A 23,164-nucleotide genomic window follows, 5' to 3' on the forward strand; every position below is an offset into this window, starting at 1 on the left:
TTTATGCTATAGATATCAATATAATATGTCAACAAATAGTATTCACTACCAAGCTACTAAGATATCCTTAGGTGATTGCTGATAATTTGATTTTTATAATGCAATTTAGTGATACAGGAATAGTAATAAATAAAAAATTTTTTAAAGAACATTTATTTATTATAAAGGTTCTAACTAAAAATCATGGATTATACTCTGCAGTTATCAGAGAATCAAATAGAAATTCAAGAATAATATCTGCTGGATATTTAGTTGATTTTATCTGGAAAGCACGGCTAGAGGATTATTTAGGAACTGCAAAATGCGAGCTAATAAAATCTTATAGTTCTAATTTTATGTTAAATAAGAAAAAATTATATGCATTCAATTCCTTGATGAATATGATATATTATGCATTTCCAGAAAGGGAGAACCAAACTATTTTTTTTAAGAAATTACTGTGTTTTTTATCAGATTTAGTAAATGATTTTTCTATTAAGAAATATTTTGAACTTGAACTATCGATGTTAAAAGCAAATGGATATAGTCTGAACTTGGCTCAATGCGCTGTTACTGGTAGCAAATCAGAGTTGATTTATGTATCTCCTAAATCCGGAAATGCAATATCAAAAGATTCTGGAGAATTCTATAAAAACAAGCTATTAAAACTCCCGCAGTTTTTAATCAAAGATTCCCAGATTGATAAACAACAAATATGTGAAGCATCTAAATTAATAAGCTATTTTATCACAAAATATATGATAAAAGACCCTAAAAAACTCTATCAAAGGACTTTGTTTATAAGTTATTTACTAAATTCATTCAATAAACAATAGTATCTATGAAGATTCTAAACAAATAATAACATGCTGAATAAAAGCTTTGCAAGACGCATAGGTAAAAAACTATCAAAAACCAGTAAAGATTTGATAGATCAAAAATTGCCACTTTATACCTACAGTAACCAAAAGATAAATCAAAGAAAAAAAATATTTTTGGAAATTGGTATAGGCAATGGTGAACATCTAATTAATCAAATGAGTTTAAATCCTGATAATTGTTATATTGCAGCAGAACCTTACATAAATGGTATAGCAAAATTTTTAAAATTATCATCAGAATTTTCATTAGAAAATTTCTTAATTTGGAATGATGATGCTAATCAATTACTGAAATTATTACCAAATGAAAAATTGAGTGGTATTTTTATATTATTTCCAGATCCATGGAATAAGAAAAAATATAAAAAAAGGCGCTTTTTAAACAAAGAAAGATTACTGGAAATAAAGCTTAAATTACTAGATTTAGGATTTATAATCTTTGCCTCAGATATAGAAGAATATTTTTTACAAGTGAAAGCATTATGTATAGAAGATCCTAACTTAACTATAGTTAATTCAAATTTTAATGAGATATCATACCCTGGATATATCAAAACAAAATATCATCAAAAAGCTTTAAATAATTCAAGTCTCGTATATTATATATATGTAATCTATAATAAAAGGGGAACTGTTTTTTTTTAAACAATACAGAACAGAAGAATTAATTATCTTCCTTTATTCAACTTTATTAATTTTCTTTTTATTAAACTTATTGATCTTAGAAAGTACAATATTACGTCTGTTATATCCAAGATAATCGATTATTAACTTTCCATTCAAATGGTCATTTTCATGTTGTATGACTCTTGCAAGAAAATCACGAACTACTATCTTCTGTGAGATATTGTGATTATCAGTATAACTCAATGTTATAGCACTAGGTCTACTGACTTCTACATTTTCTCCGGGTATAGATAAACAACCTTCATATTCTGTAACAAAATCTTTTGATGAATCAATAATTTGAGGATTAATTATATATAAAGGATATATTAACTCTGAATCTGACTGATTTTCTAATTCCATATGTCTTAAATCTATTACCATCATACGTTTTAATAAACCTACCTGAACAGCAGCAAGGCCTATACCACCATTTAAGTACATAGTATTTAACATACTATCTAATGTAGATCTTAGATCATCATCTATGCTCTCTACAAGCACAGATTTCTTTTTAAGAACCGGATTCGGAACTGTTATTATTTTCAAAATTGACATATTTTTATAAAGACATATGTGTAGAATAACTAAACATATATTGTATAACTTTTTGAGCTTAAAATAAATCCGCTAATTATTTATTATATTTAGAGCTATTGGTATTATAAGTATATATTAATATTTTAAATTACTTAATTACTTGAATTTTACTATTGTTAAAATTTTTAACTTTAGTTATACCATTTTTTTTTGTCTTTATATTGGATATGATTTTTTCTTCTTTAGATAATTTTAAAGTTATAACTCCTCCTTCTTTTAACTCCCCAAAAATAATATCATCCATTATTAGATAGATAATTTCTGATTTAATTATTTTATCAATTAGCTTATAAGAATTATTACTACATCTTTTTAAAAGATATTTTTCAACTTTTTTATCAATTTCCAGTACAACATCCTTAAGTAAAAGATTTTGTTTAAGTTTTTCCAATTTTCTATCTAATATTTTATCCAGAATATTTTCTACTGAGTTAAATACTATTACTTTATCTAATTTATGAATAAAATTTTTATCAAACCTAGAATCAAGAATTTCTACATGAGTCTTACCATTATTTTTGTTGAATCCTATATTTTTACTCCCTAAACTGGTAGTAAATATTACGATGTTATTTGCAAAACTAACTATCTTACCTAGATTATCCCTAATATTGTTATTTTCAACTATCCGCGATAAAAGCTCTAATACAGTAAAATGTGCTTTTTCTATATTGTCAAAAACAACTACAGAATAAGGATCTTGGCTAACTTGTTCTATCAACAATCCGCCTTGTTCAAAAGCAACATACCCAGGAGAACTGCCTATAAGTTTTGTTATAGAATGTTCTTCACTAAACTCAGACATACTAAATTTTATTATTTTCATATTACAAAATTCTGCTAATCTAGAAATTAGCTCAGTTTTTCCAACACCAGATTTTCCAACGAATAAATAACAATTTGTAAATTTATTATCATAATCTGATAATCCTAATTTTTGTAATTTAATATTTTTACACAAATCCTCAATTGCCTGATCTTGTCCAAAGACATATTTTTTTAATTCTTTATCTAATTTTCTTAAACATATTTTATCATCCAATATAGATTTATCAGGGATTCCAATATGTTTTGCAATAAGATCTCCTATATCTGAATCAGTGATACGTACTGATTGTCTATCTTCATCATTTTTTATTCTAGCAATTGCTCCAGCTTCATCAATTAGATCGATTGCTTTATCAGGTAAACATCTGTTATGCATGTATCTACTAGATAAATTTATAGCACTAATTATTGAAGATCTATCATAAATAACATTGTGGTATTCTTCATAAAATGGCTTTAATCCGTATAGAATATTAATAGAAGATTGAAAATTTGGTTCCTGAATAATAACTTTTTGAAATCTTCTGGTTAAGGCTGCGTCTTTTTCAAAAATATTTCTGTATTCTTTAAATGTTGTAGACCCTATACATTTGATACTACCTCTAGTTAATATAGGTTTTAATATATTAGCTAGATCTAAAGCGGTAAAATTATTACTTCCTGTTCCTATAACTGTATGTATTTCGTCTATAAATAGAATAGCATTATTCTTAGATTCTATAAATAATATCATAGATTTTATCTTACTTTCAAAATCTCCACGATATTTTGTGCCAGATACCAAACCAGCTATATCTAATGAATATACTACAGAGTTCATTAAAGCTCTAGGAGCAAGCTTATCTACAATTAATTTTGCTAATCCTTCTACTATAGCTGTTTTACCTACTCCTGTATCTCCTACTAATATTACGTTACTTTTTTTTCTACGTGATAGTATCTCTGTAATTCTACTCATTTCAGATTTTCTACCTATTACAGAATCTATTTCTTTGTTACTCGCTTTTTCATTTAAATTAACACAAAAACTTAATATATCCTCTTTCTTAAAGTCATAATTTTTACTATCTGATATAAATTTTTTTACTTCACATATATCACTGTTGTATACTTCATTTTTTTTTAAAATTGTAAAATTATGATTATCTGGGGTATTCAATAACACTTCATTGACCCTTAACAATTGTTCACAATCAATATTTTTTCTTAAAAAAACCCATATAATATCTTGACTAATCCCATATTTCATAAAAAAATCTGATAAATAAGGATTTTCTTCAGGAGAAAAACACTCAAACATGATATAAAGTGCTATAGATTTTTCAGGTACTATACCGCATCCTACATAATCCATTGACCTGCACATAACACTATTAAAAAAACTATTAACACTAAAACTCTTTTTAGGCCTATCTGCTAAATTATTGCATAAAAAATATTTTTCAATATTTTTTGTAAATTGATCTATTGAGATATTATTTACAAAAAAAAACTCCATAATTTTACTTTCTTCAGTTAAAGCCAGTAACAAATGTTCGCAAGAAACATTTTTATTGCTATATTTTTTAGCAATATCCTTAGATTTTGTAATTAATTTTTCTAGAATATTAAAATACATAATATAAATTATTTATAAATCAACTATATATTAATATATTATATTAATATTAAATGGGTTTCAATTTCGACAATTCTATTACACCCAAAATGGACAGTGATTTATTCATCTATGAGGTATATTTACATTAAGTTAAATGTAACAATATACAGTATATTGTTATTGTATCTGTAACTATTTTGTATCTGGAAGCCTTACGTATAAAGGTTTTATAGGAGTAATATCATTGTTTCTTATTTTCAAATTTATAAAACGACATAAATAAACTGCTTTAACATAAGTAAATCTTGGCAAAATCATTAAGTTATTTATGAATTTTATATTTTGGTAAATTATACTCAACGCGTTACCTACACATAATACATTAAGATTATTCTCTGTAAGTTTAGAAACTAGAAACTTTATATCACTGTTATCAATTAATTTTGGTTCTGTAATATCTCCAGCTTTACTAAATATTTGTAAATATGACTGATAAATATTGGATTTTAGTATTACTATCACTTTATCAAAATCACCTACTTGCTCTATTGCTCTGAGATAACTCACTTCAAAATTAGATATACCAATTCCTATAATTTTAGTAGACATCACTATAGACTTAGCAACTGATAACCCTATTCTAACTCCAGTAAAATTACCTGGCCCATTAGTAACAACTAAGTAATTTATATCCCTGTATGAAAGTCTGACTTCTTCTAGACTATACTCTATCATAGGCAATATTTGCTCAGCTTGTACAGAACTGTTTAATATTTCATTATAGCATAATATCCTTTCCCCTAGTGAAATAGCTACAGAGCAATTATTATTTGAAACATCAAAACCTAAAATTAGATTATCTCTCATAATAATATTAATAATATTTTATTCGAATGGCTTAACTACCACCATAATTACTGCTATCAACATGAATAAGCTCGGTATTTCATTGACTATTCTATAAAATCTTTCTGAATGCTTATTTCTATTATGTAGAAAATCATTCTTCCATTTTATTTCCATAAAATGGAAGAATGTCAATACCGTAACCGATACCATTTTTATATGAAACCATGTTCCTAAGGCTTCTATCCCGTATATATAAGAGTTGGTTAACCCAAATATATATGTTAGAACTATTGACGGATTCATTATAATATTCATTAACCTACGTTCCATAGTTTTAAATATCACATCTGATTCAGAGTTGTATTTTACTTTACTATGATATACAAACAGTCTTGGCATATATAACATCCCAGACATCCAGCAAATTACAGATATGATATGAGCTGCTTTATACCAATCATAGTAACTAGATATATCCATGTTAATTATCCCTAATAATAAAAAATATCAATTTTTGTATAAACAAAATTTAAAATCTTTAGGACATTGCCTACATAATTTATTAGAAGTAATGAAATCTCCAGGTATAACTACTAGCTTCTTTATCAAGTTAGCTAAGGATTTGATAAAATACTTATCAATTCTTAGTGTAGGTACTCTTATATATAATAAATCAGAATTTTTTACAAGTAATTTATATTCTATATCAAGTTCTACTAGTGTTTCAATATGTTCTGATACAAAAGATATAGGTACCAAGATAATATTTTCCCCTGATTTATTAGTATTTATTATTTCATCTTCTGTACTAGGAGAAAGCCACTCTATGGGCCCTATCTTACTTTGATAGGCAATTTTAAATTTTAACTTATTTATTTTCAATCTTTTAACTATTTCTTCTACTGTTTGTTCAATTTGCCACTGGTATGGATCTCCAGATTTAACAGTACTCAACGGTAAACTATGTGCAGAAAATATTATTTTATAACTTTTATTATTGCTAATTTTTAATATTGATTGTTTTATAAGGTTAATATGTGCTGATATAAAATCATCATCATTATAATAACAACAAACAGATTTTATTGGAATATTAAATAATTTCTCTTTTGCTAATGAGTGTTTAAAATCAAGAATTGAAGACTGTGTGGTTGTAGTAGAAAATTGAGGATACAATGGTAGTAATATTATTTCTTTAGGATCATACGACTTTATATTGGTCACCACTTGTTGTGAAGTAGGATACCAATATCTCATTGAAATAAAAATTTTAAAATCAAAATCTAATAAATTATTTTCAATAAGATATTTTTCTATATATTGTTTTTGTATTGTTGTTTCTTCAAGTAGAGTAGATTTTCCACCAATCATTGAATAATTTATTTTAGAAGATTTATATCTACTAGTTGAAATAATAAATGCAACAATATACCTCAAGATTTTTGGTAACCTTATTATAAATTTATCATTAAAAAGATTAAACAAGAAAGGTCTAACAGATGATAATTTATCTGGCCCTCCTAGATTAAGTAGTACTATTGCTATTTTATGATTTATATTCTTTGACATAATTTACTAAAAATTCTATGTTCTCTACTGGTGTAGATTTTATTACCCCATGCCCTAAATTGAATATAAAATTCTCCAAATTCACATTAGACAGTATATCTTTTGTTTTGTTTTCAATGATATCTTTATTAGTTAATAATACTACTGGATCTAAGTTTCCTTGTACAACAATATTTTGCTGCCATTGCTTTATTTTTTCTGTAGTTATAAATTGATCAACTGAAATACAATCTAAATTTTTTATGCTATTTATGTAATTTTCGTATAAGAAACCAGATCCTCTGGGGAATCCTATTATCGGAATATTAGGATATATATTTTTAATGTTTGATATAATTTTATTGGTAGGTTCTATAACAAATTTCTTATATTCAGATATGCTTAGTATTCCAGCCCAAGAATCAAATATTTGTAATAGATCTGCTCCTGCTTTTACTTGTCCTAATAGATAATCGATTGTTTTTTCTGTTAAAAGCTCTACCAGTTTATGTGATAAATCTGGATTATTTAGAATGAATTTTTTACTTTTAATGAAATCAGTCTTACTTTTACCTTCAATCATATATGTCATTATTGTCCAGGGTGCTCCTGCAAACCCGATAATTGATTGTTCTTTATTTAATAATGATTTTGTCAGTGTAATAGCTTCATACAAATTGTTAATTTCATCGCTGAAATCTTTATTAATTGATATTAGATCCTGTTCTGATTCAAAGATTCGTAGCTTTGGCCCGTGTGTTTTTTCAAATTCTACTTGCCATCCTAAAAGATAAGGTAATATTAGAATATCTGAAAAAATTATAGCTATATCCAGTGAGAATCTTGTTAGTGGTTGGATGGTTATTTGTGATGCCAATTTTGGTGTGAGACATAATTTTATGAAATTAGGGTTTTTTAATCTTATTTCGTTATATTCTGGTAAGTATCTTCCTGCTTGTCTCATGAACCATATAGGTATATTATCTTTTTTTTTTAGGATTTTTAGTATTGATGTTCTCATAATTTTGTTGTTACTATTATAATATAATACTTATATTGTAGTTTTTGTTGGGGTGTGTATAAGGTATACTAATTTTTATCCACATAATTATCAACATTAAAACTGATAATTTTTGAGAATTCTTTAGATATATTTTTTTTTATGCACATTATCCACATTTAAATCTTTTTTGTTAATAATTATGTGGATGAAATGTTTATTATATCTCATAGATCTTAAGATCATGCATTATACACATTTTTATATGTATAATTTTTATGTACAAAAAATTAACTGTTTTACTTTATTAAGAAGCAATTACAAGCAAAGCTATGCTTTCTATTTTTGTTTTATGAATTAAAATTATCCACATTATATTGTGAATAAAAAATGAATAAATTAGTATTACATTTGGTATCAGATTCTTCTGGTCAAACTGTTAAATATATTACCAATACTGCTCTACGAAAATTTAGTAATTTAGATGTTAAAAAATATTATTGGCCACTTATTAGGAATAGTTTTTCTATAAAATCTATATTTAAGAAAATAGAAAAAAAAAGAGGTATTGTAATATTTACAATATTAAATCAAGAACTTTGTAACGAGTTGTTAAATTTTTGTACTCAAATTCAAATACCTTGTGTTTCTGTAATAGATCACTTGGTAAATACTATTTCTAGTCATGTAGATATTTCTGTTGATGTAGGTATAAAGCATGAGCTTGATAAAGGTTATTTTAAAAAAATTGTTGCGATTAGTTTTACATTAAAACATGATGATGGTCAAAATATTAAAGATTTAGGTGATTCAGATATAATATTGGTAGGTCCTTCTAGAACATCTAAAACTCCAACTTCTGTTTATCTTTCTTACAATGGATTCAAAACTTCTAACATTCCATTTGTTTATGGATACCAATTGCCTAAAAAATTATTTTCACTAGTAAACCCAACTATAGTTGGGTTAGTAATTAATCCAACTAGATTAGTTGAAATTAGAAAGCACCGTCTTGATTTATTGAATGTAAATAAAAATATGAATTATACAGATTTAGATATAATTACGGAAGAATTTCAGGAGATAAATAGACTATGTATAACTAATCATTGGAAGATTATAGACGTTTCTGAAAGATCTATAGAAGAAACATCTGCTCTCATAATTGCTGAATATTATAAACAAAGACAAAAATATTAATTAATTAATATTTTTATTTACTAAGATATATTATTAAAATATTTTAAGTTTTTTATATTAAAATCCTTTTTATTGTTTATTTTTATTTGCTGGGTTATAATTGAGTGTATAGATTTTAGATTTTTAACTTAATTGAAGGTTAGTCAGTTAATATTTGGAGTTAGTTTATGTTAAAGTATAAGAAAATTATTGAACGTTATATGTCGTCCGGGTGTTCTTTTAATGAAGAGTTAGTTGATAAGGCACTGGATTTTGCTATTCATCATCATGGGTCTCAGCTTAGGGCATCTGGAGAATTTTATTATCAACATCCTATCGAGGTTGCTTACATTATTTCTCAGATGCAACTTGATACTTGTTCTATAGTTACCGCAATATTGCATGATCTGGTTGAGGATACGGAAATTGAGACCATTGATATAGAGAGAATTTTTGGATTAGAAATTGCAAATTTAGTTGATGGAGTAACGAAGCTTACAAAAATGGAGTTTATTCCAGATAATGTTAGGCAAGCCGAAAATTTTAGAAAATTGCTTTTGGCTATGAGTGGGGATATAAGGGTTTTAATAGTAAAACTTGCAGATAGATTACATAATATGCGTACAATTGATTATCTTTCATGTGAAAGAAAGAAGAAGTTGATAGCAATTGAAACTATGGAAATTTACTCTCCTCTCGCTGAAAGAATAGGCATACAAAAAATTAAAACAGAATTACAAGATATCAGTTTCAGGATTTTATATCCTGATATTAGAAACTCTATAATTGATCAATTTTTAGATATAGAACAAAATAAAGACCATTTCATAAATAAAATTATCAAAGATATTACTAGTTTATTGAAATCATCTGGTATTGATAAATTTCAGATACATGGCCGTAAGAAAACTCCTTACTCATCATGGATGAAAATGCAACAAAAAAATGTTGGATTAGAACAACTATCTGATATCATAGCTTTTAGGATAATTACTGATACAGTGATAGACTGCTATAAAATACTGGGAGTAATACATACCTCATATACTATGGTACCTGGTAATTTCCAGGATTTTATTAGTATACCTAAAAATAATGGTTATAGATCTATCCATACTGTTGTAATTGGACCTTTTTCACAACGAGTAGAAATACAAATTCGTACCAAATCTATGCATGAAATAGCAGAATTAGGAGTCGCAGCACATTGGATATACAAGCAGAATAATGTTAATGCTGCTGATGGCAAGCAGTATTTATGGATTAGGGAATTATTGTCAATATTAGAGCATAACCGTAATCCAGAAGAATTTTTTCATAATACCAAGTTATCAATGCATTATGATCAAATTTTTTGTTTTACTCCAAAAGGTTCTATAATAGCACTGCCTCAAGAGGCTACAGTAGTTGATTTTGCGTATGCTGTACATTCTGATATAGGAGATTTTTGTCTGGGAGCAGTGATTAACGGTAAGGATGCCAAATTAAATTCTGCATTAAGTAATGGAGATCAAGTTAAAATAATTACTTCAAATTGTTACACAATATCTGCAGAATGTGAAAAATTTGTTATTACTGGCAAAGCTCGCAGCGGGATAAGAAAGATATTAAAGTTACAAAGATTTTCTGAATCTGCATATTTTGGTAAAAATATTGCTTTATTAAAGGAAAATCAAGATGATCTTTTTGTTGATAGTTATAAACAACATAATACGTCACCGCATTTAAGAGAATTTTCTGTGCTGGGTTATGATGAATCTTTGTTTGGCAGCAGTGATAGATCAATGTTCAATAACATTAATCTAAGTTCTGTATTAGAAATGAACCAAAATCTGCCCATATTTAGCAATTTGCCATTGAGTAAATTAAATACATCTAATAGTATGGATAATAGCTATATGTTTTATAGTTCTAAAGAAGCTGTAATTGCTAGTTACTTAGAAAACCGTGAATCAGTCGATTTTAAAGATGTTTTGGTTGTAGATAATTGTAGTGAATATTCTAATTCATCTATATTCAAGGTGAAGATGTTTATTTTAAATAAGCCTAGAACTTTTGATATTATAATTTCTACTATTTCTAGGTATTATGTTCATATCGTTAACATGAGTGTGATAGATTGTAATACCGGTTTTTTTGAAATATTATTTGATTTAGAGGTAGATTTATCCTATCAGATAGAACAAATGTTCAATTATCTCAGGTTACACCGTATCGTAGAGCGTATATCCTATGTTGAATGTTAATTTTAAAATATAGTAGTTATTGATTAAATGATACTAGGCATAGGTACAGATATTGTTAGTATAGATAGAATCAGCAATATATATTGTATATATAGAAAAAAATTTCTTACAAAATTATTGCATAGTAAAGAACTGCTCTATTATGATGATATATCTGGTTTCAATTATAAAATGGCTTATATAGCTAAAAGATTTGCTGCTAAAGAGGCTGTAGCAAAGGCGTTATACAATGGTATAGGTAGAAAAAATGGTCCTAATTTTCGTGAGATAGCAGTGTTAAATGATGATTTAGGTAAACCTTTTGTAGTAATTGATAAAGATTATTTAGTTAATTTTAATTATAGGTTTAATATTTCATTATCTGATGAAAAGTCATTTGCTATTGCTATGGTTGTAGTGACTATTGATCAATAGGGCCTTGTCTTAGTTAAATATAAATATAAGTCATATATCTCATGAACAACATTTGTAGCAATCAAAATGATAATTATTCTGGTCAATTTAGGTTAGCTCACATCATCGGAATAGGAGGCATAGGTATGAGTGGAATTGCAGAAATTATGTTTAGGCTTGGATATGCTATACAAGGTTCTGATATCTCACACAGTGAGAATATTGATAGGTTAAGACTTTTTTCGATTAAAATATTCAATAATCATGATCCGCAGAATATTGAGGGCGTATCTTGTGTGATAATTTCATCTGCTATTCAAGATGATAATATAGAGTTGAAAGCAGCTAAATTATTAGGTATCCCTGTTATTCAGAGGTACGAAGCATTGTCAGAAATCATAAAAAATAAATGTTCAATTGCGGTATCAGGTTCCCATGGTAAAACTACTACTACTTCTTTAATTTCTTCGTTATTTGAGTATTCAAATATTTCTATTACTACTGTCAATGGCGGTATTAATCAGGATAAAAATACTAATATTTGTTTTGGTAATAGTAATTATATGATCGTTGAAGCAGACGAATCTGATGGTACATTCGTTAAGATTCCTGTCTATTTGTCAGTTGTGACCAATATAGATTATGAACATATAGATTTTTACAGTGAATTTAATAACTTACTTGATGCTTTTGAAAAATTTATCGGTAATTCTTCAATATCAGTAGTATGTATAGATAATTTATTCATACGTAATATTTTGCTAAAAAATACCAACTTCAATCATGTTATCACTTATGCAATAGATTCAGAGGATGCTTTGATTAAAGCTTATAATATAGAATTATATTCTTATCACTCTATATTTGATATAGTTATAAAACATAACAAATACACAGGAGCTTTATTAGAAAAACGAGTCATATTATCTATACCAGGTAGGCATAATATATTGAATGCATTAGCAGCTGTAGGAGCTTATTTAGTAATGGGGTTTGGATTCGATGTTGTTAGAAAAGCTTTGCAAAATTTTCAAGGAGTAAAGCGTAGATTTAATAAAATCTTGGATTATAAAGGAGCATCTATTATAGATGATTATGCACATCATCCTTCTGAAATAGCTGCAACTTTGTCTGTAGCACGTAATATCATAAATGAAACCGGATCTGCTGGTAGGTTAATAGCTATTATACAGCCTCATCGCTATTCTAGGGTTTTTAATTTATTAGATAGTTTTATTGAAAGTGTTAGAGACGCAGATCAAGTATATATTACCGAAATATATTCAGCAGGAGAAAAAATAATTAATAATTTTGATATATCATTAGTAATTTCAAAAATGTTAAAATTACATTATAAAGCATATTTAATAAAATTAGATGCTATAATTGATCTAATTAGAAATACTGCTCAGAGGGGGGATGTATTTATTTTGATGGGCGCTGGTAGTATAGGTTATATATCACAAAAAATAGTTGAAGAGATATAATGACTTATTTTATTAGTTAAATATGATTTACTGTGTATGTAACTTACTTAATTTAATGAATGTTGATAATAAAAAATAAAAGTTGTAATAGGTCTATGGAGGATTATAATGGTCTATTCAGCAATATATCTGGTAAATACCGGTATAATTACAATATATCACACAATAATAGGTTTAAGATTGGAGGTAATGCTGATGTGTTCTTTCAGCCTAAAAATCTGAAAGATTTACAGAAGTTTTTTTATAATAATAAATTATCGTTTCCTATCAGTATTATAGGCGCAGGATCTAATATTTTAGTTAGCAATGCAGGAATTTCTGGGATAGTAATAAGATTATCTAATGCATTTTCAACTATTAAATTTATCGATGAAAATAAGTTATTTGTTGGTGCAGGTTGCTTAAATTATAATTTGGTTAAATTTGCACAATTATATTCAGTAAAAAATTTTGAATTTTTAATAGGCATCCCAGGTACTGTGGGTGGAGGCATAGCAATGAATGCAGGTGCTTATGGAAGAGAATTTAAAGATATTATACTTTCAGTTCAAGCTATGGATTATTTTGGCAATATAGTGACTTATAGTAACGAAGAATGTGGTTTTGGGTACCGTTCTAATAGATTGAGTGATAGTTTAATTTATACAGGGGCTGTGTTGAAAGTTGACTTTGGTAATATAGATGATATTAACCAAAAGATAAGCTATATTTCTTATATGAGATCTAGTTCCCAGCCTATTAATAGTAAGACTATTGGAAGTTTTTTTAAGAATCCTAGGGATATTCCAGCATGGAAATTGATTGATAATTTAGGATTAAGAGGTAAATCTATAGGAGAGGCTTCAGTTTCAAAATTACACTGTAATTTTATTGTAAATCTTGGTAATGCAAGTTCATCAGATATTATATCTTTAGCTAATTTAATAATTTCAAAAGTTAGTTCTCATTATAATATTGACTTAAAGTTGGAGGTAAAAAAAATTGGTATTTTTTAGCAAGAACACCTGTGAACTTATGTCTTTTAAAGGCGAAGATATGAGAAGCTTAGCATTTTTTAGTTGTTCGTAGGGTAATCACATATTAGTGATACTACGGAGTTAATTATAGGTATATTAAGATCAGTTTTTAGTAATTGTCTAATAGCTTTGGATGCTTCTACACCTTCCACAATCTTTGGGTATTCTAATAGAAATTTTCTACTATAATTACTGCGATGGAATTCATATCCAAATTGGATGTTACGCGATTTACTAGAGTAATTCGTCAATATTAGATCACCTATTATTGCAGGTTGTAATATATTTATGCTTTTACCTCCTAAAGCAATCGATATTATTTCTATTTCTCTAAGAGAATTAGTAATTAAGGTTGCTTTTGTGTTCTCCCCTTCTTTTTTTGCAAGCATGATACCACTTTTAATAGCTAAAATATTTTTTACTATCGATGCAATTTGTATAGTGATAATATCGTTACAACTTATCATTTCAAAATTTTCTGTGCTGAAGTTATTAAGTATCGTATTGATTAATGTAATATCATTCGCTGCTATAGTTGTAGAGCTATAAAGGTTTTTTGCTACTTCACATGCTAGATTAGGCCCTGCTATGAATAAAAAATTACTGGTTAGATCTCTCTGTATTTTGGTTGACATAAGTTCTATAGGATCTAGAGAAATACCTTTAGTAGCAATCAGTAGTAATGTATTTGTGTGCAGGGATAAATTCTTTAATTTGTCGATGGTAGTAGAAAATGCTTTAGAAGGCACTGCTATTATTATTAATTCTGAATCTTTTACATGATGTATATCATTTGTGGCTCTGATATTTTGTGATAGCGGGATGTTATTGAGATATATGCTGTTGATATGATGATTATTAATATCTGCCAATGTTCTGGGATTTTCTGTATATAATAAAATTTCTCTTCTTTGGTCTATTCTAGCAAAATGGCAAGCTAGTGCTGTCCCCCAGCTTCCAGCTCCATATATCAGTATTTTCTTAAATTCCATTTTTTTATATCTTAGTAAGAAATATTGTATTGCTTGATTGGTAGTATTTTCATTTTATTATTATTGACTGAAGCTAATTTTGCTTTTAGGATGCTTCCAATTTCAAATTCTTCCTCTAATTGAACAGGAATAAAATTTTCTGTATGTGCTATATTATTCTGTTCTACTAATAATTCAACATTTTCTCCTATATTTTTTTTTAAGAATTTTTTTAATTGTTGATCACTATCTTGTTTCAATTGATTAGCTCTATATTTAATAATTTCCTTTGTTATTTGTGGCATTCTGGATGCCGGTGTACCATCTCTTTTAGAATATGGAAATATGTGTAAATACTGTAAATCGGCTTTCATTATTAAATTTCTGGTATTCTCGAACATTGTATCATTTTCCGTAGGAAATCCTACTATTATATCAGCGCCAAATGCTATATTACTACGATATTTTCTGAGGTGTTGACAAAAATCAATAACTTGCTCATGAGTATGTCTGCGTTTCATGCGTTTTAGTATCATATTATCGCCAGATTGTAAACTTATATGTATATGAGGCATAATTCTGTAGTTGGTAGCTATCAGGTTAAACAAATCTTGATCTATTTCTGCTACATCTATTGAGGAGAGTCTTAGTCTGTTTAGCTTTGGTATCATTAATAATATTCTTTTGATCATTTGCGCTAAAGTGGGTTGCCCTGGCAAATCTTGTCCATAGCTTGTTACATTAATTCCGGTGAATACAACTTCTTTGTATCCTCCATCTAGCAATATGTTTATTTGTTTGGCTATTGCTTCAATCGGTACAGATCTACTATTACCTCTTGCGTATGGTATTTTACAAAAGGTGCATCTGTGATCACAACCATTTTGTATTTGTATAAATGCTCTTGATTTTCCTTGAAATTCTTTGATAATGTTATCTGTTGATATGGCTTTTACAGACATAATATCTTGTACAGAGACTGCGTTTATTGGTGATGATTCATCTAATTGATAATATTTACTATGTAGTTTTTCTTCATTACCAATGACTTTTGTAACTTCAGGCATGGATTGAAAAGATTCAGGATCAACTTGTGCAGCGCAGCCAGTAACTATAATTTTCTTTTCAGGAAATTTTTTTTTGAGTTGTCTTATTTTTTTTTTAGCCTCTTCTTCAGCAGATTTTGTTACTGCACAACTATTGATTACTATTAAATTATCTGAATCATTCAATAATTTTAGCTGATTTTTTATGATTTCACTTTCATATATATTCAAACGACACCCAAAAGTTACTACTTTGTTATATTTTATCATAGATAACCTAATTTATATCTTAAGATTTTTATACAGATATTATCTGTATTTATGCATTACTAATCAAATTAAGCCTTTGATACATAATCTCCATGTATTATATATTCAGCTGGGCCTGACATTATAATTTCTTGTTGAGAATTTATGCTCATTTCTAGTACGCCCATAGGGAATATCACTTTGGTTTGTTGTGATCCTAAAAAATTTAACTTCATAGCTACTGCAAAACTGGCACAAGCTCCACTGCCGCAAGCTAGTGTGAAGCCAGTAGCATTTTCCCACACTAATAATTCTATAGAATCTTCTTTTACTTTTGCAAAATTCACGTTAATTCCTTGATTAAGTAAGTTTATATTTTGGCAATCTTTTGCAAATTTTTCTTTGTTTTGATCACTAACATAAGAAAAAGTAACGATATGTGGGTTCCCCATATCTACGCATAAGGTTTTTTCACAATCTATCGTATATGATGATAGAAGATTTTGTAATTTATTATTTTCAGGTATCCAATCTGCCTGAAAATTTGCTTCTCCCATGTTTACGACTATTTTATCATTGCTAATAAATTTAGAGTGAAATTTTTTGTTATTAACCACTATATATATGGTATCAACATTATATTTATCAAACATAATTTTTGATAAACAGCGAAATGCATTTCCGCATGAATTGGCCTGAGAAGCATTTTTATTGAATATTTTGACTCTTATTTCAGGAATAATATCAAGGCCAATAGCCTTGGAGAAGTCTTTATCATTGTATATTATTATCTGATCACATCCAATACCTGTATCTTTGTTCGATATTTCTGATACTAATCTCTGATAATTTATATCATCTGGTAAACAATTATTATTGATTAATACAAAACTATTGCCCAGACCATGCATTTTATAAAATAAGATAGAATGTTTTAATTTACTATGGTTCATACAGCTTCTTTTATTTGTTAATTTAGCGATTTGCTATTATGAGTATAGTTTTGAAGTAAATAAATTCAAACTTTTATTATCTAATTAGTATATGTATTAAATAATATCTTGCAAGTATGAATCTTTAAAATAATAAATCAAATCAGCATATTGTCTTTGAAACTAAAATACTTATTAGATGCTATTATTACATGATCATGTATGTTAATGTTTAGCATTTTACATGATTCTATTAGAGTATCTGTCATATCTATATCAGTTTCTGAAGGTTTAGGATTACCACCAGGGTGGTTATGTACTAGGATTATAGCTCCCGCTCCATGAAATAAAGCTCTTTTGATAATTTCTCTTGGGTATACTGGAGTTTGATCAATAGTTCCTTCTGCTACAACTTCGTCAGATATTAGTATATTTTGTTTATTCAAGAATAAAACTCTGAATTGCTCTATCTCTAGATTACCCATGGCAAATTTCAAGTAATCCAATAATGCTCCCCACGAACTTAGTATATTTTGTTTTATTATATCTTCTTTTAGTGCTCTAAAGATTATAGTTTGGATGATTTTTAGGTTGATACAAAATGAAAGATTTATGCCCTTTATCGTCATGATTTTATGGATATCTGTAGTTAATAATTTTCTTATAGAGCCAAAATTATTTACTAAAGTTTTAGCTAAAGGTTTTACATCTTTTCTTGGAAAAGAGTTGAATAAAAGTAACTCAATTAATTCATAATCTTGTATTGTGGTTGTATCAGAATGTAGAAATTTCTCTTTTAACCTCTTACGATGCCCAATATAGTGCAGTAATATGTCTTGACGATTATCAATTATCTTATCTTTTCCCATAAGGAGGAAATAACAAATTGTTGGGTGATAATGTAAAAATTTCCACACCGTTTCCAGTGACTCCTATGCTATGTTCAAATTGGCTTGATAATGAATTATCTTTGGTATACACAGTCCAATTATCTTTACTACTGAGTATTGTATCTTTTTTTCCTAAATTCACCATAGGCTCTATAGTGAAAAACATGCCTTCTTCTAATCTTAATCCTTTACTCGGAGATCCATAATGTAATACATATGGTTCAGTATGAAAAACTCTACCAATTCCGTGTCCAGTATAATTTCTTACTACGCTATAATTATGTTTTTCAACATAATTTTGTATGGTATATCCTATATCTCCCAGTGTGGTACCAGGTCTTACAATATCAATTGATAACATCATAGCATCATATGTCACTTGTATAAGATTCTTGGCTTCGTTCGATACTGTACCTACATAGAACATCCTACTTGTATCTCCATGCCACCCATCTAATATTGTAGTTACGTCTATATTTAATATATCACCATCTTCTAAATTTTGTTCAGACGGAATACCATGACACACTACTTGATTTATAGAGGTACATATTGACTTTGGGAACCCTTGGTAATTTAGTGGAGCAGGTATAGCACCATTTTCTGTGATAAAATTGTGACATAGCTCATTTAGATAATTTGTGTTAACTCCTGGCACTACATAATCTGTTATGTAATCCAAAGTTCTGGCTGCAAGAGTGCCTGCAGCTGCCATCTTTTGAAAATCTTCTTTTTTATGAATTACTGCTTTATCCATCATAGTATGTTCTATTATATTGTAGGTTACGTTTTTATTGAACTTCGGATACCCTAGAAGACAGAATCTTATAATAGAAGTATGTAGATTTCAATATGAAAAATTGTTATTAACTCCTATTGAGTAACTATGTTGTATTATACTGTTGTTTAATCAAAGCAAATATCATTAGACTATGGCACCATATTTTAAGCACTGGTAAATAATATTTAAGTAAAATTGGAAAGAATACAAATAATATTGGTGTTAATAGCTGTTGAGGAGCATTAGTAAAGGCTATTAATCTTAGTAATCTGCGCGCTATTGTTAATAGCTCTGATTTGCCTTTATTAGTTTTAGTATTAAAATCACTTAAGATTCTTTGTTTGCTAAGTGTAAATATTATTACAAAAATGAATAAAAAGGTTACTATATTTTCATATATATTATGCATTAATGTTATTAATGTCATGGCAGGCATTGCCATATATATCAAGGACTTTGATACTGCGTTCAGTAATGTTGCCAGATATTCCTTTATTAATTTTTTATTGATTATACCTTTGTTTATATAAAAAATTGTTTTATAATCCAGTTCATAGCTTTTATCTATGCCCAGCATAGAGTTTATTTGGGTATATTTTGTATTTTCTAAGTTAATTAGGTTAAGGTTGAATTTTATTGTTTCTCTGTTAAATATAATAGGTATTTTATATTTTTCTTGTTGAGATAATTTACTTCCAGTATCAATCACTAATATAGGTTTGTTTTCTAGATCATATATATATTTGATTTCATCGTTATTATTGCTTGAATTTGAAATGATTTTTCCATTAAAATTCATTTCTGGGATTTGTTCTAAAATAAAATCTATATTTTTGGTTGTGTAGTTTGATATTGTGTTGTGAGAAAGATATTCATCTATACCAGAAGAGTGGAAAATCTGTATAATTGGTACAAATAGTATTATCAGTGATATGGCAGTAATATTTAACAAATATTTAAAACCGTATCCATGATAATTTGTGTATATTTTTTGGTAAAAAATCGTGGATGAGACAGATAAATACAAATGTCTTAGTAATACTTGAATATATAATATGAAATCAAGTAATATGGTTTTAACAGTATTTGGCATAGTTAGATGATTAGATTAAATAGTAGAATTATAACCAAGGCATCCAGTGAATTATCATGAACTTGCTAATGCAATAAGAATCTTATCAATTGATGCAATAGAATCAGCACAATCAGGGCATCCTGGAATGCCTCTCGGTTTTGCCGACGTTATGACTAATCTAGCATTTAATTTTTTAAGATTCAATCCTAATGATCCTACATGGTTCAATAGAGATAGAATAGTGTTATCAGCAGGGCATGGTTCTATGTTGCTGTATTCTTTTTACTATTTGGCAGGTTATAAGGATTTTACTTTAGATGATATCAAAAAATTTCGTCAACTTTATTCCAAAACAGCTGGACACCCAGAATATGATAAATATCAAGCTATTGAAACTACCACTGGACCATTAGGGCAAGGGTTAGCTAATGCCGTAGGAATGGCTATTGCCCAGAAAAAACATCAAGTCAACTTAGGTCATGATATATGTAATTACAGAGTATATGTGGTAGTTGGGGATGGATGTCTTATGGAAGGCATAGCATATGAAGCTGCATCGCTTGCAGGGCACTTGAAATTAGATAATTTAATTATATTATTTGATAATAATTCTATCTCTATAGATGGCGCAACATCTTTAACGGTGTCTGAGGATCATCTTAAAAAATTTGATGCCTTAGGTTTCAGTATCAATGCTGTTGATGGTTATAACCATCTGGCTATTTCTTCAGCTATGAATAGCGCAATTTCTTCAGATAAACCTAGTTTTATATCGTTTGAGACTATTATTGGTAAAGGGACTCAATATAAATCTGGTACTTCTGATTCTCATGGTTCTGCTCTTGGCACTACAGAAATAGAGTTTTTTAAAAATAATATTGATGTCATAAATAAGGATTTCTATTTACCTGAGTGCATACTGCAATATTGGAGAGAATCATGGGAACGTAATATTTGTGAATATAATCTTTGGTATAAAAATATTGCATTCTTAGGTGATAATAAAAAATATTTTTTATTGAAAAATAGAATAAAATTCTGCAAAGATAAAGTTATCTTATCAAATCATGATGAATCTACAAGGGCATCATCCGGGAAGGTTATAGAACAAATAATGCTTTGCGATGATGGAAGGCTAATCATTGGTTCAGCTGATTTATCTGTTTCTACTCATGTATTTCATCCAAAACTTAGTAAAGTTATTTCTAAAGATGATTTTGGAGGGAATTTTCTACATTACGGTACAAGAGAGCATGCAATGTCAGCTATTATTAATGGCCTTGTTTTATCTGGTATCAACGCTATAGCAAGTAGTTTTTTAGTATTTTCTGATTATATGAGACCTGCAATTAGATTATCCTCAATAATGAAGTTACCTACATTGTATATTATGACCCATGATTCAATAGGAGTCGGAGAAGATGGCCCTACTCATCAACCTATTGAACAGCTTGCTTCATTAAGAGCTATGCCCAATTTGTTAGTATTAAGACCTGCAGATTTAGTGGAGACCATAGAATGTTATGATATCATTAGTAATTATGTTGAAGATTCTCCATTAGTGCTAGTTCTTACTAGACAAAAATTACCACAAATCCGTAGTTCACTTTTAGATATTAATTTATCTATGAAGGGTGGGTATGTTATTTCAGAAGCATTTAGTCAAGAGCAAATAGATATTACTATTTTCGCTACTGGCTCTGAGGTTCATATTGCAACTAATATACAAAAAATAATGTTTGATATATACAAAATTTCAGTGAGAGTAGTTTCTGTAGTATCTTTTGAATTACTGAATCTACAACCAAAAAAATATTTAGAAGATTTGGTTGGTAATAGCATTTTGCAGGTAGGCATTGAAGCAGCTACAAGTTTTGGATGGCACAAAATCATAGGTAAAAATGGGTATTTTTTTGGTATTGAAGATTTTGGCATTTCAGCTCCAGGCAAGCAGATATTTGAATATTTTAACTTAACCTCCAATTATATCGCAAAGCGATTAGTCGAAATTTTAAAAAGTAAAAATAGTTATTAATCTATATTGATAATTTTAGATTTTGGTATTAATGAATTTTATAGAACAATTTTTAGAAGCGATGTTGAGTGAACATGCCGCAGCAGAAAATTCTATTATTAGTTATAAAAGGGATCTACAGGATTTTAATAAATTTTTGCAGTGTAATAATTTATCAGAAACATGTGTCTTGGATTATCATATTGAACTTTATGTAGAGTTTTTGATTTCTGCTAAATTATCTTATAGATCTATTCATAGAAAAATTTCTAGTATTAGGGGGTATTATAATTTTTTAATTAGTGAAGGTCATGTTATTCATAATCCTGTATTAAAAGTAGAATTACCAAAATTAAAGTCTTCATTGCCTAAAATATTATCTATAGATGAGATTTTAAAGTTACTACATTTTACAAAAAATAGTTCAGAACTTGAAATGATAAGAATGCATGCCATGATTCACTTGTTGTATTCTACTGGAGTTCGAGTTAGTGAATTAGTAAGTATAAAATTGCTAGATATTACCAATACAAATGCTGATAATACAATACGTAGTTCGATTATCATAAAAGGTAAGGGATGTAAAGAAAGATTAGTAATTATTAATAAATATGCTAAAACTGCAATTCAAAAATATTTAAAAATTCGTTCTTTATTTTATAATAATCACTTATCCAAATCTTCTAAGTATTTATTTGCAAGCAATTCTTCTGAAGGTTATATGACTAGGCAAAATTTTGCTTTATCGCTAAAAAAAATTGCTAATCGCGTAGGGCTTAATATATCTCAGGTATCTCCTCATGTTATAAGGCATAGTTTTGCTAGCCATCTTTTACAGAAAGGTGCAGATCTAAGAGTAATACAAGAATTGTTAGGACACACAGATATTTCTACTACTCAAATATACACACATCTCAATACTCAATATCTTAAA

General features: G+C 28.0%; 21 protein-coding genes (1 of these 21 only partly in view). 9 read left to right on the plus strand and 12 right to left on the minus strand.

The annotated features are described in order from the left end of the window. The first annotated feature begins 98 nt into the window (after positions 1 to 98). Both recO and IHI24_RS03985 read left to right on the plus strand, forming a co-directional pair. The gene (recO, locus tag IHI24_RS03980; protein ID WP_194966763.1) at positions 99 to 815 is read left to right on the plus strand and encodes a DNA repair protein RecO; all 717 of its coding nucleotides are present in this window, start codon (positions 99 to 101) and stop codon (positions 813 to 815) included. Between the two features lie 30 nt (positions 816 to 845). Continuing rightward, positions 846 to 1,505, plus strand: coding sequence for a tRNA (guanosine(46)-N7)-methyltransferase TrmB (locus IHI24_RS03985; RefSeq protein ID WP_194966764.1), 660 nt, complete (start codon positions 846 to 848; stop codon positions 1,503 to 1,505). 33 nt (positions 1,506 to 1,538) lie between these two features. Here IHI24_RS03985 and def read toward each other — a convergent pair whose 3' ends face one another. The 6 genes from def to hemE all read right to left on the minus strand — a co-directional run bounded on the left by def (position 1,539) and on the right by hemE (position 7,972). Continuing rightward, positions 1,539 to 2,084: a peptide deformylase gene (gene def / locus IHI24_RS03990; RefSeq protein ID WP_194966765.1), complete on the minus strand. Its 546-nt coding sequence runs from the start codon at positions 2,082 to 2,084 to the stop codon at positions 1,539 to 1,541. 130 nt (positions 2,085 to 2,214) lie between these two features. After that, on the minus strand, positions 2,215 to 4,572 hold the full coding sequence (locus tag IHI24_RS03995; RefSeq protein ID WP_194966766.1) for an AAA family ATPase: 2,358 nt from the start codon (positions 4,570 to 4,572) through the stop codon (positions 2,215 to 2,217). Between the two features lie 174 nt (positions 4,573 to 4,746). Beyond that, positions 4,747 to 5,421 carry a tRNA (adenosine(37)-N6)-threonylcarbamoyltransferase complex dimerization subunit type 1 TsaB gene (gene tsaB, locus IHI24_RS04000; RefSeq protein WP_194966767.1) on the minus strand — a complete coding sequence of 225 codons (675 nt, stop codon included), beginning with the start codon at positions 5,419 to 5,421 and terminating at the stop codon, positions 4,747 to 4,749. 18 nt (positions 5,422 to 5,439) lie between these two features. Continuing rightward, a complete protein-coding gene (hemJ, locus tag IHI24_RS04005; protein WP_194966794.1) occupies positions 5,440 to 5,877 on the minus strand; it encodes a protoporphyrinogen oxidase HemJ in 438 nt (145 codons plus the stop codon). Between the two features lie 33 nt (positions 5,878 to 5,910). Next, positions 5,911 to 6,972: a ferrochelatase gene (hemH, locus tag IHI24_RS04010; protein WP_194966768.1), complete on the minus strand. Its 1,062-nt coding sequence runs from the start codon at positions 6,970 to 6,972 to the stop codon at positions 5,911 to 5,913. Further along, positions 6,950 to 7,972 (minus strand): uroporphyrinogen decarboxylase, encoded by a 1,023-nt coding sequence (hemE, locus tag IHI24_RS04015; protein WP_194966769.1) that lies wholly within the window; start codon positions 7,970 to 7,972, stop codon positions 6,950 to 6,952. The genes hemH and hemE overlap by 23 nt, the downstream gene beginning before the upstream one ends. Positions 7,973 to 8,341: 369 nt before the next feature. On the opposite strand from hemE, the gene IHI24_RS04020 reads away from it, so the two are divergent. From IHI24_RS04020 to murB, 5 genes are all read left to right on the plus strand, one after another. Continuing rightward, entirely contained in the window at positions 8,342 to 9,151 is an 810-nt protein-coding gene (locus IHI24_RS04020) for a pyruvate, water dikinase regulatory protein (RefSeq protein ID WP_194966770.1), read from the plus strand. A 167-nt stretch (positions 9,152 to 9,318) separates the two neighbouring features. Next, a complete protein-coding gene (locus IHI24_RS04025; protein ID WP_194966771.1) occupies positions 9,319 to 11,376 on the plus strand; it encodes a RelA/SpoT family protein in 2,058 nt (685 codons plus the stop codon). Positions 11,377 to 11,403: 27 nt separating this feature from the next. Further along, the gene (gene acpS, locus IHI24_RS04030) at positions 11,404 to 11,790 is read left to right on the plus strand and encodes a holo-ACP synthase (RefSeq protein WP_194966772.1); all 387 of its coding nucleotides are present in this window, start codon (positions 11,404 to 11,406) and stop codon (positions 11,788 to 11,790) included. A gap of 41 nt (positions 11,791 to 11,831) precedes the next feature. After that, positions 11,832 to 13,256, plus strand: coding sequence for a UDP-N-acetylmuramate--L-alanine ligase (gene murC, locus IHI24_RS04035; RefSeq protein ID WP_194966773.1), 1,425 nt, complete (start codon positions 11,832 to 11,834; stop codon positions 13,254 to 13,256). Between the two features lie 59 nt (positions 13,257 to 13,315). Beyond that, a complete protein-coding gene (gene murB / locus IHI24_RS04040; protein WP_228777157.1) occupies positions 13,316 to 14,251 on the plus strand; it encodes a UDP-N-acetylmuramate dehydrogenase in 936 nt (311 codons plus the stop codon). A gap of 59 nt (positions 14,252 to 14,310) precedes the next feature. Here murB and IHI24_RS04045 read toward each other — a convergent pair whose 3' ends face one another. From IHI24_RS04045 to IHI24_RS04070, 6 genes are all read right to left on the minus strand, one after another. Next, entirely contained in the window at positions 14,311 to 15,264 is a 954-nt protein-coding gene (locus IHI24_RS04045) for an NAD(P)H-dependent glycerol-3-phosphate dehydrogenase (protein WP_194966774.1), read from the minus strand. 11 nt (positions 15,265 to 15,275) lie between these two features. Further along, entirely contained in the window at positions 15,276 to 16,559 is a 1,284-nt protein-coding gene (gene mtaB / locus IHI24_RS04050) for a tRNA (N(6)-L-threonylcarbamoyladenosine(37)-C(2))-methylthiotransferase MtaB (protein ID WP_194966775.1), read from the minus strand. Positions 16,560 to 16,627: 68 nt separating this feature from the next. Continuing rightward, entirely contained in the window at positions 16,628 to 17,491 is an 864-nt protein-coding gene (gene dapF / locus IHI24_RS04055; protein WP_194966776.1) for a diaminopimelate epimerase, read from the minus strand. Between the two features lie 137 nt (positions 17,492 to 17,628). After that, positions 17,629 to 18,339: a RadC family protein gene (gene radC / locus IHI24_RS04060; protein ID WP_194966777.1), complete on the minus strand. Its 711-nt coding sequence runs from the start codon at positions 18,337 to 18,339 to the stop codon at positions 17,629 to 17,631. Continuing rightward, positions 18,326 to 19,120 carry a type I methionyl aminopeptidase gene (gene map, locus IHI24_RS04065; protein ID WP_194966778.1) on the minus strand — a complete coding sequence of 265 codons (795 nt, stop codon included), beginning with the start codon at positions 19,118 to 19,120 and terminating at the stop codon, positions 18,326 to 18,328. Before map ends, radC begins: the two co-directional genes overlap by 14 nt. A gap of 124 nt (positions 19,121 to 19,244) precedes the next feature. Then, positions 19,245 to 20,234, minus strand: coding sequence for a hypothetical protein (locus IHI24_RS04070; protein WP_194966779.1), 990 nt, complete (start codon positions 20,232 to 20,234; stop codon positions 19,245 to 19,247). Positions 20,235 to 20,280: 46 nt separating this feature from the next. Here IHI24_RS04070 and IHI24_RS04075 point away from each other — a divergent pair, with 46 nt between their 5' ends. Further along, positions 20,281 to 22,251 carry a transketolase family protein gene (locus tag IHI24_RS04075; RefSeq protein ID WP_194966780.1) on the plus strand — a complete coding sequence of 657 codons (1,971 nt, stop codon included), beginning with the start codon at positions 20,281 to 20,283 and terminating at the stop codon, positions 22,249 to 22,251. Positions 22,252 to 22,282: 31 nt separating this feature from the next. After that, positions 22,283 to 23,164 carry the 5' portion of a site-specific tyrosine recombinase XerD gene (locus tag IHI24_RS04080; protein ID WP_194966781.1) on the plus strand. The gene runs 90 nt beyond the window's last position, so only the first 882 of its 972 coding nucleotides appear in the window; the start codon lies at positions 22,283 to 22,285; its stop codon lies off the right edge, out of view.

Origin of the sequence: Rickettsia endosymbiont of Cardiosporidium cionae (assembly GCF_015476335.1) — a bacterium.
In the GTDB taxonomy this organism is placed as follows: domain Bacteria; phylum Pseudomonadota; class Alphaproteobacteria; order Rickettsiales; family Rickettsiaceae; genus JADHZC01.

Coding starts and splice junctions, on each gene's coding strand:
- murC (WP_194966773.1), top strand. CDS start 11,832: ATGAACAACATTTGTAGCAATCAAAATGATAATTATTCTGGTCAATTT.
- acpS (WP_194966772.1), top strand. CDS start 11,404: ATGATACTAGGCATAGGTACAGATATTGTTAGTATAGATAGAATCAGC.
- IHI24_RS04070 (WP_194966779.1), bottom strand. CDS start 20,234: ATGCCAAATACTGTTAAAACCATATTACTTGATTTCATATTATATATT.
- murB (WP_228777157.1), top strand. CDS start 13,316: ATGTTGATAATAAAAAATAAAAGTTGTAATAGGTCTATGGAGGATTAT.
- IHI24_RS04020 (WP_194966770.1), top strand. CDS start 8,342: ATGAATAAATTAGTATTACATTTGGTATCAGATTCTTCTGGTCAAACT.
- IHI24_RS04045 (WP_194966774.1), bottom strand. CDS start 15,264: ATGGAATTTAAGAAAATACTGATATATGGAGCTGGAAGCTGGGGGACA.
- dapF (WP_194966776.1), bottom strand. CDS start 17,491: ATGAACCATAGTAAATTAAAACATTCTATCTTATTTTATAAAATGCAT.
- IHI24_RS03985 (WP_194966764.1), top strand. CDS start 846: ATGCTGAATAAAAGCTTTGCAAGACGCATAGGTAAAAAACTATCAAAA.
- tsaB (WP_194966767.1), bottom strand. CDS start 5,421: ATGAGAGATAATCTAATTTTAGGTTTTGATGTTTCAAATAATAATTGC.
- map (WP_194966778.1), bottom strand. CDS start 19,120: ATGATGGATAAAGCAGTAATTCATAAAAAAGAAGATTTTCAAAAGATG.
- hemH (WP_194966768.1), bottom strand. CDS start 6,972: ATGTCAAAGAATATAAATCATAAAATAGCAATAGTACTACTTAATCTA.
- mtaB (WP_194966775.1), bottom strand. CDS start 16,559: ATGATAAAATATAACAAAGTAGTAACTTTTGGGTGTCGTTTGAATATA.
- IHI24_RS03995 (WP_194966766.1), bottom strand. CDS start 4,572: ATGTATTTTAATATTCTAGAAAAATTAATTACAAAATCTAAGGATATT.
- def (WP_194966765.1), bottom strand. CDS start 2,084: ATGTCAATTTTGAAAATAATAACAGTTCCGAATCCGGTTCTTAAAAAG.
- IHI24_RS04025 (WP_194966771.1), top strand. CDS start 9,319: ATGTTAAAGTATAAGAAAATTATTGAACGTTATATGTCGTCCGGGTGT.
- recO (WP_194966763.1), top strand. CDS start 99: ATGCAATTTAGTGATACAGGAATAGTAATAAATAAAAAATTTTTTAAA.
- radC (WP_194966777.1), bottom strand. CDS start 18,339: ATGGGAAAAGATAAGATAATTGATAATCGTCAAGACATATTACTGCAC.
- hemE (WP_194966769.1), bottom strand. CDS start 7,972: ATGAGAACATCAATACTAAAAATCCTAAAAAAAAAAGATAATATACCT.